The organism is Streptomyces sp. NPDC038213, from assembly GCF_055600495.1.
Window position 1 is genome coordinate 152331 of record NZ_JBVJYM010000015.1, and the last position, 13619, is coordinate 165949.

Here is a 13619-nt window from a genome sequence, read left to right on the forward strand (position 1 = left end):
TCGGCGGGCGGACCGCGTGCGGGAGCCGGGTCAGGTGCGGGTCCACCGCTGGTTGCTGCCGTTGGAGCAGGTGTAGAGCTGGATCAGGGTGCCGTTGGCGGTGCCGTTGCCGGTGGCGTCGAGGCAGAGACCGGACTGGACTCCGACGATCGAACCGTCAGCGTTGATGCGCCACTTCTGGTTGTCGCCGCCCCAGCAGCTGTAGATCTGGACCTTGGTGCCGGTTCCCGTGCCGGCGGCGTCGAGGCACTTGTTTCCGTACACCCGCAGCTCGCGCTCGGCGGTGTACGACCACTGCTGGTTGACGCGGTTGTTGCAGTCCCACAGGTGGACCTGGGTGCCGTCGGTGGTGGCGGCCCCGGGCACGTCCACGCAGCGCCCCGAGCCGACGCCCCTGATCGGCCCGGAACCGGGCGACGGGTTCGGTGGGGAGGAGCCGGCGTTCAGTGCGTTGAGCACCGACGCGTACGCGGGCTTCTTGTTGCCGCTGCCGTCGAACAGCAGCGGCGTCTGCTCCGCCCGCCAGGAGTCGGTGTCGCGCACCCCCCAGACGGTGATGCCGAGACAGCGCGGGACGGCCAGGCAGTCGTTGGTCACGTTGGCGTAGGTCGTGGCCGAGGCGCCCTGGATGTCGAGTTCGGTGACGGCCACGTCCACGCCGAGAGCGGCGAAGCTCTGGAGCGTGGTGCGGAAGTTGGGATGGTACGGGCTGTCGCTGTTGAAGTGCGCCTGGAAGCCGACGCAGTCGATCGGTACGCCGCGCTGCCTGAAGTCCCGGACCATGGCGTACACGGCCTGGGTCTTGGCCCAGGTCCAGTTGTCGGTGTTGTAGTCGTTGTAGCAGAGCTTTGCGGCAGGGTCGGCGGCGCGCGCGGTACGGAAGGCGACCTCGATCCAGTCGTTGCCGGTGCGCTGCAGGTTGGAGTCGCGCCGGGCCCCCGAGCTGCCGTCCGCGAAGGCCTCGTTCACGACGTCCCACTGGACGATCCTGCCCTTGTAATGGGCCATCACGCCGTTGATGTGGCCGGTCATCGCCCGGCGCAGTGCGCTGCCGCTGAGGTTCTGCATCCAGCCGGGCTGCTGGGAGTGCCAGGCCAGGGTGTGGCCGCGCACCTGTTTGCCGTTCTGCACCGCCCAGTTGTAGACGCGGTCGGCGGCGGCGAAGTCGAACCGGCCCTGCTGGGGCTCGGTGGCGTCGATCTTCATCTCGTTCTCGGGAGTCACGGAGTTGAACTCGTGGCCCGCGACCGCCGTGTACACCGGGTCGCCCAGCCTTCCCGAGGCGACGGCGGTGCCGAAGTAGCGGCCGCTCTGCGCTGCCGCACGGCCGAGCGTGCTCTCGGCGGCCTGCGCGGGCGCTGGCGGCACCAGCACGGCGGCCGCGCCGAGGACGCCGGCGACCAGGACCGTTCGCAGAGCGCCGTAACGCCGGCGGGCAGTGTGCGATTGTGACGCGTACATGACAGATAACCCCATGGGGAGCCTCCAAGGCGGAAATCTCGGGTGACGGGGTCAGTAGCCGTAGATCATCTTGTAGGCGACCTCGGGCAGGAACTGCCCGGCCGAGGATCCGGTCCCGACGCCGCAGTTGCCGTCGGACTCGCCGGGGATCTTGATCCACAGCAGCATTTCGGCACCGCCGCCCCGCTGGCTGGGCGTACCGGTCCGGCGGCCGGCCGGGTTGCACCACTCGCCGTTGGACCCGTTGCCGTTGCGGCTGGTGTCGACGACGAACGGCTTGGTGGAGCCGTAGGAGGCCAGGGCGGAGTTGACCGCGTTGCCGTAGGCCGTGTTCTGGTCGGTGGTGAAGTAGTTGGAGACGTTCAGCGCGAAGCCGCGGGCTCCGCTGACACCGGCGGCGGCGAGTTGCCGCGCCATGGCCGGGGCGGGCACCCAGCCGGGGTTCCCGGCGTCGAGGTAGACCCACGTGTTCGGTGCCTTGGCCTTGAACTGGGCGATGGCGTTCTTGAGCATCGCGTTGCGCTCGGCGACCTGGGCGGCCGTCATGCAGCTCTCGTGGCCGAGCGCGTCGGGTTCCAGGACCACGACGGCCGGGCGGTTGCCGATGCCGCTGGCGAAGGCGGCGATCCAGGCGTCGTACGCGGCGCGGCTCCCGGCGCCGCCGCCGGAGTGGCCGGCGCAGATGTCGCGGTGGGGGATGTTGTACGCGACCAGGACCGGCAGCTTGTCGTGGGAGTCGGCGCGGCCCACGTAGGCGCCGGCTGCCGCACCGATGTCGCCGCTCCAGTTCCCGAACCAGCGGGCCGCCGGCGTTCGGGCGATGAACGTGCGGATCGCCGCCGCCCGTCCGTCGCCCGGGTTCGCGTCGGCCCACCGGAGCGCGGAGTTGTCGGGGTCGCTGTAGAAGCCGCTGGTCATGGTGGTCGGGTCGGCGGCCTGTGCCGGGCCGGTGCCGAGGAGGGTGAAACCGGCGGTCAGGACACCGGCGAGCAGAGCCGATGCGGCTCGGATGCGTGTGTGCATGGTGGTGCTTCCTCCGAGGGGTGGGGGAATTGGAAGCGCTTCCGGTCCAGCGGGCGGACCGGAGCGCGCTGAGGGGATGATTGGGCGGGGTCCCCGGACGTGTCAATAGGTTGAACGCAAAACGAATTCCGTCTGCGTCATAGCGCCAGAGGTTGGAGGCGCTGCCGGAGCGGGGCCCCGGAGCGTGCCCGCAACGGTCCGCAGCGCGTCGGCGCGTGGAATCATGGCCCGCGTTCGCCGTCCGCGTGAGCACGAGGAGCAGGTCGCCCATGGAGCCGTCGCCCAGACGCACGCCGACGCTCGACGAGGTGGCCGCGCGGGCCGGTGTGTCGCGCACGGCTGCCTCCCGGGTGATCAACAACGCCCCGCACGTGAGCCGCGCCAAGCGGGAGGCGGTCCAACGGGCGGTGCGCGAGCTGGGCTTCGTACCCGATCCGTCGGCGCGTGCCCTCGCGAGCCGCAGGTCCGCAGCGGTGGTGCTCGCGGTCTCGAGCGACGAGCCGGGACTGTTCGCCGACCCGTTCTTCGCGGAGGTCGTCGTCGGCGTCGGCACGGCTCTGGAGCAGACCGAACTGGAGTTGGTCCTGCTGCTGGCCAACACCCAGCGGGGCCGTGAGAGGTTCGAGAAGCTGCTGCGCTCGCGCCGGGCCGCCGGGGTCATGCTGATGGCGCTGCGGGGTGACGATTCGCTGGGGCGGCTGTGCGAACAGGCCGATCTCCCCGTCGTCTTCGGCGGGCTCCCGCTCCAGGGCGAGCCGGCGCTGTACGTGGACGCCGACAACGAGGGCGGTGCCCGCCTGGCCGCCGAGCACTTCGCCCGCACGGGCCGCCGGCGCCCCGTCATGATCAGCGGCCAGGGGGACACCAGGGCCTCCGCCGCGAGGGAGGAGGGCTTCGCCGGCGGGCTCGCCCTGGCGGGCCTGCCGCTCCTCGGCGTCGAGCCCGGGCGGTTCACCGAGGGCGGGGGCGCCGGGGCCATGGAGCGACTGCTGCGGGCGCATCCGGACCTCGACGCCGTGTTCGCCGCCTCCGACGCCATGGCCGTCGGCGCTCTGCGCGTCCTGCGGGAACGGGGGATCGGGGTGCCCGGGGACGTCGCCGTGATCGGCTTCGACGACCTGGCGAGCGCCCGGCACACCAGCCCGCCGCTCACCACGGTCCACCAGCCGGTACGGGCGCTGGGGGAGGAGATGGCCAGGATGCTGGTCGGTGCCCTCGAAGGCCGCCGCCCCAGTCCGCTGGTGCTCCCGACCAGCCTGACCGTGCGCGGGTCCGCCCCCGGTCTGCCGGCCTGAGCGGGGGGCGGGGGTCCGGGACCGGCCGGGGCGTCACGGGCGCCCGCGTTCCGGCGCGTCCCGCCTGGTCGGGTACGTGATGTCGAACCATGCGAAGTGGGCTTCGGCGGTGGAGGGGAGGCCGTTGGAACTGGCGTACAGGCCCAGCTGGACGCCGGTGAAGTGCGGGACGAGGAAGGTCGCTTCAAGGGTCGTCAGCTCCTGCCAGGGGCCGTCCGGTGCCGCGTGGGCGAAGCTGTGGCGGAAGCCGCGGATGCGGACCCCCAGGCGGACCGGTCCCGGCGGCAGGGGAGAGGCGGCCAGGACCTCGGACCCTCGGCGGAGGCTGAGTCCTTCGGAGGTGCGCACGAGGAGGAGGTGGGTGTCGTCGTCGAGGACCACGGCGAGGCCCGCCTCCTCGTACGGCACGGCCGGCGTGAAGCGCAGTTCGGTGGACACGTCGCAGTCGGGGTGCTCCTGGGGGCGGGCCAGGAGGGACGGGGTGGCGGGTTCGCCGAGGCGTTCGGGGCGCAGCCGCAGGCGGAGTCCGTCGCCGGTGGTCCAGAACCGCCCGGGTGGGGTGCGCAGGGTGCTCCAGTCGGCGGACAGGGTGGCGAAGCCTTCGTGGAGGGGGCGGCGCGGGGCGGTGTGGACGACGGGGGACAGGGCCGGCCAGCCGTCGTCCCAGGTGACCGTGGTGAGGAACGTCTCGCGGCCGAGGGCGGAGCCCGGGCGGACGCCCAGCAGGACGGCGCGCCAGTCACCGTCCGGGGTCTGGACGAGGTCGGCGTGCCCGGTGCAGGTGACCGGGCCCCCGGCGGGCGGGAGGACGGGGTTCCCGGGAGCGCCCCGGTAGGGGCCGGTCGGGTGGTCGGCCCGGGCGGCCACCACGCTGTGGTCCACACCGGTACCGCCCTCGGCGGTGAGCAGGAGGTAGCTGCCGTCGACCCTGTAGAGGTGCGGGGCCTCCGACCAGCGGGCGCCCGGGCGGCTGCCCGACCACAGGACGTGCTCCGGTCCGGTGAGCCGCCGTTCGCGGGGAAGGTATGCGCGCATCCAGATCTCGGTGCGGCCGGCGGCTTCGTCCACTGCGCGGGCGGCGGTGAACCAGGCCCGGCCGTCGCCGTCCGGCCCGTCGTCGAAGAACAGCGACGGGTCGAAGCCCTCGCCGTCCAGCCAGTGCGGCTCCGACCACGGCCCTGCCGGGTCGGTCGCCGTGACGACGAAGTGGCCGGGGCCGTCCATCAGTGTGCAGACGAGGTGGAAGACCCCGTCGTGGTGCCGGATCGTCGGGGCGAACAGCCCCCGCGAGGGCGCGCACCCGGTGAGGTCGAGCTGGGACGGCCGGTCGAGTGCGGAGCCGATGCGCCGCCAGTCGGTGAGGTTGCGGCTGTGGAACACGGGCAGGCCCGGGAACCACTCGAAGCTGGACGTCACCAGGTAGTAGTCCGCTCCCACCCGGCAGACGGACGGGTCGGGGCGGAACCCCGGCAGGACCGGATCACCCGAGAAGCGCGTCATGGCACCGGGACGATCCGGACCGGCACGGACAGCACCCGGTCGGCACCCGGGTGCCGTACGGGGCCCTCCAGAGTGAAGGAGCCGCGCAGCGGAAGGTCGCCGCTGGAGCGCCCGACCGCCACGTCCACCTCTCCGGGTTCCACTCGTCTGCGCAGGTCGAGCCCGGTGAAGGAGGTCCGGTCGGCGTGGACGTCGAAGGTGACCCGCGCGGCCGCGCCGGGCCGCAGTTCGACCCGGGCGAAGCCCGCGAGCCACTGCTGCGGCCGGGCCACGGACGCCACGGGGTCGGACAGGTACAGCTGGACCACCTCGGTTCCGGCGACCTCGCCGACGTTCCGTACGGTGACCGAAACGGCGACGGACCCGTCCGTCGCGGCGACCGGATCCACCGAGAGGTCCGAGCAGGTGAAGCCGGTCCAGCTCAGCCCGTGGCCGAAGGGGAACAGCGGGGTCGGGTCCACCGAGCTCCAGGCGGTGCGGCCGCCCAGCCCGGCGCGCAGGTAGGTGCCGGGCTGGCCGCCGGCCCGGCGGGGGACGGAGACCGGCAGCCGGCCGGACGGTTCCGCAGCCCCGCTGATGATCCGGGCCAGCGCCGTCCCGCCCTCCTCCCCGGGAAAGAAGACCTGCAGCAGGGCCGCCGCACGCTCGGCGAGCGCCCCGAGCGCGTAGGGCCGCCCGGAGACGACGACCAGGACGGTCGGCACCCCGGAGTCCAGTACGGCGGAGGCGAGTGCGGCCTGGTCGCCGGGCAGGTCGAGGGTCTCGGCGTCGCAGCCCTCTCCGGAGGTGCCGCGGCCGAACAGGCCCGCCCGGTCCCCGAGCACCAGGAGGTTCACGTCCGGCTCGTCGTCGGTGACCGCGAACCCCGCCGCGGTGAGCGCCTCCCGGAGGGTCGGGATCTCCACCCCCGGGTCGCCGGGCAGTGCGACGTGGTTGGGGAAGGAGTAGCAGCCGAGGAAGGACTGGGGGTCGTCGGCGTACGGCCCGCTGATCGCCACCCGGCACGGCCGCAGCGGCAGGACGCCGTCGTTGGCGAGCAGGACGGTGGACCGTTCCGCCAGGAGCCTGGCCAGGGCCCGGTTCTCCGGCGGGTCGAGGTCGACCGGCTCGGGCTTGACCGGTTCCCAGCCGGGGTCGAGGAGGCCGAGCTCCGCCTTCTGCCGCAGGACCCGGTCCGCGGCCCGGTCGACGAGATCCGCGGAGAGGCTTCCCGACCGCACGAGTCCGGTCAACGGCTCGCCGTAGCAGCGGGCCGTGGGCAACTCGACGTCGATTCCGGCGGTCAGCGCCAGCGCGCCCGCCGCGGCACGCGATCCGGCGACTCCGTGCCGGGTCTCCAGGAAGGAGACGGCGTAGTAGTCGGCGACGACCACCCCGCCGAAACCGAGCTCATCTCTGAGTAGCCCGGTGAGCAGCTGTCCGTCGGCGGCCACCGGGACGCCGTCCACGTCGGTGTAGCTGTTCATCACCGACCGGGCCCCTCCCTCGCGCAGCGCCCGTACGAACGGCTCGACCAGCACGTCGCTGAACTCCCGCGGTCCCGAGGCGACAGGAGCCATGTTCCGGCCGCCGCGCGAGGCCGAGTACCCGGCGAAGTGCTTCAGCGTGGCCACGATCCCGGCGCCTTCCAGGCCCTGCACGTAGGCGGTGCCGATGGCTCCGACGAGATAGGGATCCTCGCTGATGCACTCCTCGGTCCTGCCCCAGCGGTAGTCGCGGACCACGTCCAGCACCGGGGCCAGCCCCTGGTGGACGCCCACCCGCCGCATCCCGGTGCCGATGGCGGCGGCCATCCGGCGCACGAGACCGGGATCGAAGGAGGCCCCCCATGCCAGCGGTCCGGGGAAGACCGTGGCCCCCCACGTCATGAACCCGGTCAGGCACTCCTCGTGCGCGACCGCCGGGATTCCGAACCGGCCCGACGTGGTCACCCTGTTCTGGAGCGACGCGAGCCGTTCCATACCGGCTTCCGCGGTGAGTGGCGCGGTGCCGTACACCCGGGTGAGCTGGCCGAGTCCGCGGGCGGCGATGTCGTCGAGTGCGGGTGCGGACTCGCCCGAGTCGTCCTCCATCGGCGCGACCGGTGCCCCGGGATCCGACGGCAGCGCCCAGAAGCCGGTGAGCTGGCCCGCCTTCTCTTCCAGTGTCATGCGTTGCAGCAGATCGGTGACCCGTGCGGACACGGGGAGGAGGGGGTCGCGCCAGGGCTCGGTCAACGGAGTTCTCCTAGAGACGGGGCGGGGCGGTGGAGAGCCGGACCCTGAGCTCGGTCGACAGCTCCATCCGGGGGCTGACCAGGGGCTGTCCGTCCAGGAGCTGGAAGAGCGTGCGGGCGGCGAGCCGGCCCATCTCCTCCAGCGGCTGGCGTACGGTCGTCAGGGGCGGTGACAGCCACCCGCACATCGGCAGGTCGTCGAAGCCGACCACGCTGAGGTCCTGCGGGATGCTCAGCCCGGCCTGCCGGGCGGCTTCGTAGACGCCCATCGCCTGCTGGTCGCTGCCGGCGAAGACGGCGGTCGGCGGTTCGGGGAGGGCGAGGAGTTCCCGGGCGCGCCGGAATCCGCCCTCGTGCTGGAAGTCGCCGAACCGGATCAGGTCGCGGTCGACCTCGATCCCGGCCCCCTCCAGCGCGGCCCGGTACCCGCCGATGCGGGCCTGGCTGCAGAGCATCTCCCTGCGTCCGCCGATCGCGGCGATCCGGCGGTGCCCCAGGCCCAGCAGGTGTTCCGTGGCGGCGAGGCCGCCCGCCCAGTTGGTCGCGCCGATACTGGGCACACCGTTTCCCGGCAGGTCGACCGGGTCGATGACGACCAGCGCCACACCGGCCTGTTCCACCTGGGCGCGTTGCGCCGCGGTGACCGAGGCGGTGACGAGGATGACGCCGTCGCTGTGGTGCAGGACCGGCAGTGAGGCCCAGCTCGACGGGGTCGCCTCGCCCGGCGGGAGGAGGGACACGACCGTGCCCACCCCCCGCTGGGCGCACTCGGCCTCCACGCCGCGCAGTATCTCCACGGCCCAGGCGCTGTCCAGACCGCCGATGATCAAGTCGACCAGACCCGACCTGCGGGCCCTGCCCTGACGGCCGGGCGGGAGGTAGTTGTGGGACTCGAGCAGCCTCTCGATCCGCTCGCGTGTCGAAGGCGCCACGTCGGTGCGGCCGTTGATCACCTTCGACACGGTGGCCTGGGAGACCCCGGCCGCGGCGGCGATGACGGCCAGGGTCGGACGCTGCTCGCTCAACTTCTCTCCTTCTGCGCGGACGCCCGGGCTGGCGACAGATATCGCAAACTTTCGACGAGTCTCCGGTCGGCGTGACCGGGTTGTCAACCATCAAGCAGGCCGTGTGGAAAGGGAATTCGTTGATAAGGCTTGACCGGTGGATCCCGTGTTCCTAGTTTGTGGCAGCACGAATTCGAGGATGTTGCGAAACATTTTCGACGTCGCACCGGCATCCCCACTCCGGAGGTCCCATGGCCAGCACACCCCCCAGTCGACGACGCTTCCTTGCGCTCACGGGCCTGACCGCACTGTCCGCCTCGCTGACCGCGGCCTGCGGCGGCGGGGAATCCGGGGCGGGTCGGGCGGCCGGCGGCAAGGTCACCCTGGCCTGGTGGAACATCGCCACCACGGAGCCGGGCAAGTCCCTGTTCCCGCAGATCTCCTCGGCGTTCACGGCCGCCCACCCGAACATCACGATCAAGACGACCTCGTTGGAGAACGAGGCGTTCAAGACCAAGCTGACGGCCGGCACTTCCGCGGGCAGGCTGCCGGACGTCTTCCAGACCTGGGGCGGCGGGGTCCTGCGCCAGCAGGTCGACGCGGGACTGGTCGAGGACCTCACCGACGTGCTCGGCTGGTCCTCGCGGCTCACCCCGGTCTCGCTCCGGGCCTACCAGTTCGAGGGCCGCACCTACGCGGTGCCCTACGACGCCGGCATGGTCGGCTTCTGGTACAACAAGAAGCTCTTCGCCAAGGCGGGGATCGCCGCCCCGCCGACCACCTGGGCCGAACTCCTCGACGACGTCGGGAAGCTCAAGGCCGCGGGCGTCACTCCGATCGCCCTCGCCGGCAAGGAGAAGTGGCCGGGCCACTTCTACTGGGCCTACCTCGCGATGCGCGTCGCAGGACTGCCCGCGTTGCAGCAGGCCGCGACCACCAAGGACTTCACGGGCCCCGGCTTCGTCCGGGCCGGCGCGCACCTCAAGGAGCTGGTCGACCTCCGGCCGTTCCAGACGGGTTTCCTGGGCGCCGGCTACTCCACCCCCGGCGGCCAGGCCGCGACCATGGGCAACGGCAGGGCCGCCATGGAGCTGATGGGGCAGTGGGGGCCGTCGGTCCAGAAGGACGCGGGCGCGGACCTCGGGGCCGATCTGGGGTTCTTCCCCTTCCCCGCGGTCGACGGCGGCGCCGGCCAGGCCACCGAGGTGCTCGGCGGCGGCGGCGGTTTCGCCCTGCGCAAGGGCGCGCCGAAGGAGGCGCTGGACTTCCTGAAGTTCTTCGTCCTGGACAACGAGTCCAAGCTGCTCGCCTCCAACGCCTTCCTGCCGGTGGTCAAGGGCGCGGAGAGCGGCCTCGCCGACGCCAACAGGAAGGCGGTGGCGGACAGCCTGGCCGGGGCGACGGGCTTCCAGCTCTACCTCGACCAGGCGTACCCGCCGGCGGTCGGCCAGGAAATCAACGACAGTGTGGCCGACCTCATCGCGGGCAAGAGGACGCCCGAGCAGGTCACCGAGTCGATCACCGAGGCTGCACAGGGTGCCTAGCCCCGTGCCCACGCTGATCGAGGAGCGCACACAGGACGCCCCGCCGGCGCGTCCGCCCGCCCCGGCACGCTCGCTCCTGCGAGGGGTCCGCAGCTGGGCGTCGGTGGCCTGGTTCCTCGTCCCGGCCCTGGTCCTCTTCCTCGTCTTCGTCCTGGCCCCGATCGCCGTCGCCGTCCACACCGGGTTCTTCACGTGGGGCGGGGCCGGCCCCATGGAGGACTTCGTCGGCTTCGCGAACTACGCCAGGCTGTTCGGGGACGAGGTCTTCCTCGGCGACCTGGGGCGCGGGCTGTACCTGATCGCCCTGTCGCTCACGGTGCAGTTGCCGTTCGCGCTGTTCACCGCCGTCCTGCTCAACCGCGGACTGCGCGGCCGGGCCGTCTACCGGATGCTGTTCTTTGCGCCGTACGTGCTGTCCGAGGTGGTCACCGCGGTTCTCTTCGCGATGATCCTCCTTCCCGGCGACGGCCTGGCCGACCGGCTGGCCGGCGCGCTCGGCCTGGAAGGGCTGCAGGGCAGGTGGCTGGCCGATCCGTCGACGGTCCTGCCGACCCTGTTCGTGGTCATGACCTGGAAGTACTTCGGCTTCCACATGATGCTCTTCCTCGCCGGGCTCCAAAGCATCCCCGGCGAGATCCGCGAGGCCGCCGCCATCGACGGCGCCGGTGCCTGGCAGCGCTTCCGGTACGTGACGCTGCCGCTGCTGGGCCCGACGATCCGGATCAGCGTGTTCCTCTCGGTCATCGGGGCCATCCAGCTCTTCGACCTCGTGTGGGTCATGACGGCCGGCGGGCCCAACCACTCCTCCGAGACGATGGCGATCTCGATGTTCCAGTTCGGGTTCCGGCGCTACCAGGTCGGCTACGCCAGTGCGATCAGCGTGGTGCTGTTCATGATCAGCCTGGTCTTCTCCCTCTTCTACCAGCGCTACGTACTGCGCCGTGACCTGAGCGGAGCCGTCACCACCGGAGGTGCCCGATGAGCGCCCGGAGAACGGCCCGGGGCCTGTCGCTGCACGCCCTGCTCTGGCTGATCGGCGCGTTCGTCGCCGTACCGCTGATCTACGCGGTGATCTCCGGGTTCAAGAGCACCGGCGAGCTGACCACCCACCCGTTCGGACTGCCCGAGCACTGGAAGGTCGGCAACTACACCGGCATTCTCGGCGACGGAATGTTCTGGCGGCAGATCGCCAACAGCGCCGGCATCGCGATCGGAACGGCGTGCGGCACGGTGGCGGCGTCCGCGATGGCGGCGTTCGTGCTGGCCCGCTACGCCTTCCGGGGGCGGGAGCTGTTCTACACCCTGTTCACGATCGGGCTCATGTTCCCGTTCACGGTGGCCGTCCTGCCGCTGTTCCTGCTGCTGCGCACCTTCGGCCTGCTCGACAACCCGCTGGGGGTGATCCTCCCGCAGGCGGCCTTCGGGCTCCCCATGACGATCGTCATCCTGCGCGGCTTCTTCCGGACCGTCCCGGCAGAGCTCGAGGAGGCGGCCGTCATGGACGGCTGCGGCAAGTTCCGCTTCTTCTGGAGGATCCTGCTGCCGATGGCACGCCCCGCGCTCGGCACTGTGTCGGTGCTGGCGGTCGTCGCGAGCTGGAACAACTTCTTCCTGCCGCTGCTGGTGTTCACCGATCCGAAATGGCAGACGATTCCCGTCGGAGTCCAGCAGTTCCAGGGCCAGTACTCGACGGACTACGCCCTCGTCTTCGCCTACGTCGTGCTCGCCATGGTCCCCGCGCTCGCCTTCTACGCCGTCGCCGAGCGGCAGCTGATCGGCGGCCTCACGGCGGGCGCCACCAAAGGCTGACCCGGCCTGCACGGCCAACCCGAGGAGACCTCGTGACACGTCCGAGTACACGTGCCATGCGCAAAATTGTTAGCGCTAACATAGCCCGCCGTGCCACCCCCGCCCAGCAGCGCAGACCACCGACGCCGCCATCCGGCGGTCCGTCGGATCACCCCACCTCCACCCCCGAAGGAGCCCTCCCGATGAGATTTCACCATCCGTACCGGATGTCCATCAAACGGCTGCCGGCCGTGCTCGCACCCCTGCTGCTCCTGGCCACCCTCCTCGGCGTCCAGCCGGCGAGGGCGGCGACCGTCGACCCCAATGCCTCCTACGTGCTGGTCAACCGCAACAGCGGCAAGGCGCTTGACGTGTACAACCTGGCGACCGACGACGGCGCCCGCATCACCCAGTGGGCCAGGAACGACCAGAACCAGCAGCAGTGGCAGCTCGTCGACTCCGGCGGCGGCTACTACCGCATCAAGTCCCGCCACTCCGGCAAGGTGCTCGACGTCCAGAGCCGGTCCACCGCCAACGGCGCCGCGGTCGTCCAATGGGCCGACGTGAACGGGACGAACCAGCAGTGGCGGCTGGCCGACAGCCCGGACGGCTACGTGCGGTTCATCGCGCGGCACAGCAACAAGGCCCTCGAAGTCCAGGGCGGATCCACCGCCGACGGCGCGAACGTCGTCCAGTACGACGACTGGGGCGGCACCAACCAGCAGTGGCAGCTCCTCAAGGTGGGCGCCGGCACCCCCGGCACGTGCGCCCTGCCGTCCACGTACCGCTGGACCTCCACGGGCGCGCTGGCGCAGCCCAAGGCGGGCTGGGCCTCGCTCAAGGACTTCACCGTCGCCCCGTACAACGGCAAGCACCTCGTCTACGCGACGACGCACGGCGCCGGACCCGGAACCGGCTGGGGTTCGATGAACTTCGGCCTGTTCGGTGCCTGGCCGGAGATGGCCTCGGCCGCCCAGAACACGATGACCAACCCGGTCGTGGCGCCCACGCTCTTCTACTTCGCGCCGAAGAACATCTGGGTGCTCGCCTACCAGTGGGGAGGCGGCAGCGCCTTCTCCTACCGGACCTCGACCGACCCCTCCAACCCCAACGGCTGGTCCGCGCAGCAGGTGCTCTTCTCCGGAGGCATCGCCGATTCCGGCACGGGGCCCATCGACCAGACGCTCATCGGCGACGGCACGAACATGTACCTGTTCTTCGCCGGTGACAACGGCAGGATCTACCGGGCGAGCATGCCGATCGGGAACTTCCCCGGCAGCTTCGGCTCCTCGTACACGACGATCATGAGCGATACGACGAACAACCTGTTCGAAGCCCCGCAGGTCTACAAGCTGCAGGGCCAGGACCGCTACCTCATGATCGTCGAGGCGATCGGCTCGCAGGGCCGCTACTTCCGCTCGTTCACGGCCACCAGTCTGACCGGATCGTGGACGCCCCAGGCCGCGACCGAGAGCAACCCCTTCGCCGGCAAGGCCAACAGCGGCGCCACCTGGACCAACGACATAAGCCACGGTGAACTGATCCGCACCTCCGCCGATCAGACCTTCACCGTCGACCCCTGCCGCCTGCAGTTCCTCTACCAGGGGCGTGACCCCAACTCCGGCGGTGACTACGGCCAGTGGCCCTACCGGCCCGGCCTGCTGACCCTCCAGCGCTGACCGTGTGACACGGGTCCGGCACCTTGGGGGGAAGGGGGGGGGGGAGGCGTGAAAAAAAAGGAAGCGGGGGGGGGGGGGAAGAGAGGGGCCTCCGCACGCCATCTCCTTAA

General features: G+C 71.3%; 10 protein-coding genes. 5 read left to right on the plus strand and 5 right to left on the minus strand.

Annotation, left to right across the window (positions count from 1 at the left end; genetic code table 11):
- Positions 1 to 30 precede the first annotated feature (30 nt).
- The gene (locus ACZ7JZ_RS21615) at positions 31 to 1461 is read right to left on the minus strand and encodes an endo-1,4-beta-xylanase (protein ID WP_470941550.1); all 1431 of its coding nucleotides are present in this window, start codon (positions 1459 to 1461) and stop codon (positions 31 to 33) included.
- Positions 1462 to 1512: 51 nt separating this feature from the next.
- Positions 1513 to 2484: a glycoside hydrolase family 6 protein gene (locus ACZ7JZ_RS21620; protein ID WP_470941552.1), complete on the minus strand. Its 972-nt coding sequence runs from the start codon at positions 2482 to 2484 to the stop codon at positions 1513 to 1515.
- Between the two features lie 269 nt (positions 2485 to 2753).
- On the opposite strand from ACZ7JZ_RS21620, the gene ACZ7JZ_RS21625 reads away from it, so the two are divergent.
- Positions 2754 to 3779: a LacI family DNA-binding transcriptional regulator gene (locus tag ACZ7JZ_RS21625; RefSeq protein ID WP_470941554.1), complete on the plus strand. Its 1026-nt coding sequence runs from the start codon at positions 2754 to 2756 to the stop codon at positions 3777 to 3779.
- Between the two features lie 33 nt (positions 3780 to 3812).
- Here the strand turns inward: ACZ7JZ_RS21625 and ACZ7JZ_RS21630 are convergent, their stop codons facing one another.
- From ACZ7JZ_RS21630 to ACZ7JZ_RS21640, 3 genes are read right to left on the minus strand one after another with little or no spacing between them, the layout of a single operon-like run.
- Positions 3813 to 5279: a glycoside hydrolase family 43 protein gene (locus ACZ7JZ_RS21630; protein ID WP_470941556.1), complete on the minus strand. Its 1467-nt coding sequence runs from the start codon at positions 5277 to 5279 to the stop codon at positions 3813 to 3815.
- Entirely contained in the window at positions 5276 to 7495 is a 2220-nt protein-coding gene (locus tag ACZ7JZ_RS21635) for a beta-glucosidase (RefSeq protein ID WP_470941558.1), read from the minus strand. Before ACZ7JZ_RS21635 ends, ACZ7JZ_RS21630 begins: the two co-directional genes overlap by 4 nt.
- Before the next feature lie 10 nt (positions 7496 to 7505).
- On the minus strand, positions 7506 to 8519 hold the full coding sequence (locus ACZ7JZ_RS21640) for a LacI family DNA-binding transcriptional regulator (protein WP_470941560.1): 1014 nt from the start codon (positions 8517 to 8519) through the stop codon (positions 7506 to 7508).
- Positions 8520 to 8749: 230 nt separating this feature from the next.
- Here ACZ7JZ_RS21640 and ACZ7JZ_RS21645 point away from each other — a divergent pair, with 230 nt between their 5' ends.
- The 4 genes from ACZ7JZ_RS21645 (at position 8750) to ACZ7JZ_RS21660 (ending at position 13509) form a co-directional block, all read left to right on the plus strand.
- Positions 8750 to 10042 (plus strand): extracellular solute-binding protein, encoded by a 1293-nt coding sequence (locus ACZ7JZ_RS21645; protein ID WP_470941562.1) that lies wholly within the window; start codon positions 8750 to 8752, stop codon positions 10040 to 10042.
- Entirely contained in the window at positions 10035 to 11024 is a 990-nt protein-coding gene (locus ACZ7JZ_RS21650) for a carbohydrate ABC transporter permease (protein ID WP_470941564.1), read from the plus strand. The genes ACZ7JZ_RS21645 and ACZ7JZ_RS21650 overlap by 8 nt, the downstream gene beginning before the upstream one ends.
- Positions 11021 to 11851 (plus strand): carbohydrate ABC transporter permease, encoded by an 831-nt coding sequence (locus ACZ7JZ_RS21655; protein WP_470941566.1) that lies wholly within the window; start codon positions 11021 to 11023, stop codon positions 11849 to 11851. Before ACZ7JZ_RS21650 ends, ACZ7JZ_RS21655 begins: the two co-directional genes overlap by 4 nt.
- Positions 11852 to 12033: 182 nt before the next feature.
- Positions 12034 to 13509 (plus strand): non-reducing end alpha-L-arabinofuranosidase family hydrolase, encoded by a 1476-nt coding sequence (locus ACZ7JZ_RS21660; RefSeq protein ID WP_470941568.1) that lies wholly within the window; start codon positions 12034 to 12036, stop codon positions 13507 to 13509.
- The last annotated feature ends 110 nt before the right edge of the window (positions 13510 to 13619 follow it).

Excerpts from the sequence above, each read along its gene's own strand:
- ACZ7JZ_RS21615 (WP_470941550.1), bottom strand. The coding sequence starts at position 1,461 with ATGTACGCGTCACAATCGCACACTGCCCGCCGGCGTTACGGCGCTCTG.
- ACZ7JZ_RS21655 (WP_470941566.1), top strand. The coding sequence starts at position 11,021 with ATGAGCGCCCGGAGAACGGCCCGGGGCCTGTCGCTGCACGCCCTGCTC.
- ACZ7JZ_RS21630 (WP_470941556.1), bottom strand. The coding sequence starts at position 5,279 with ATGACGCGCTTCTCGGGTGATCCGGTCCTGCCGGGGTTCCGCCCCGAC.
- ACZ7JZ_RS21645 (WP_470941562.1), top strand. The coding sequence starts at position 8,750 with ATGGCCAGCACACCCCCCAGTCGACGACGCTTCCTTGCGCTCACGGGC.
- ACZ7JZ_RS21625 (WP_470941554.1), top strand. The coding sequence starts at position 2,754 with ATGGAGCCGTCGCCCAGACGCACGCCGACGCTCGACGAGGTGGCCGCG.
- ACZ7JZ_RS21660 (WP_470941568.1), top strand. The coding sequence starts at position 12,034 with ATGAGATTTCACCATCCGTACCGGATGTCCATCAAACGGCTGCCGGCC.
- ACZ7JZ_RS21620 (WP_470941552.1), bottom strand. The coding sequence starts at position 2,484 with ATGCACACACGCATCCGAGCCGCATCGGCTCTGCTCGCCGGTGTCCTG.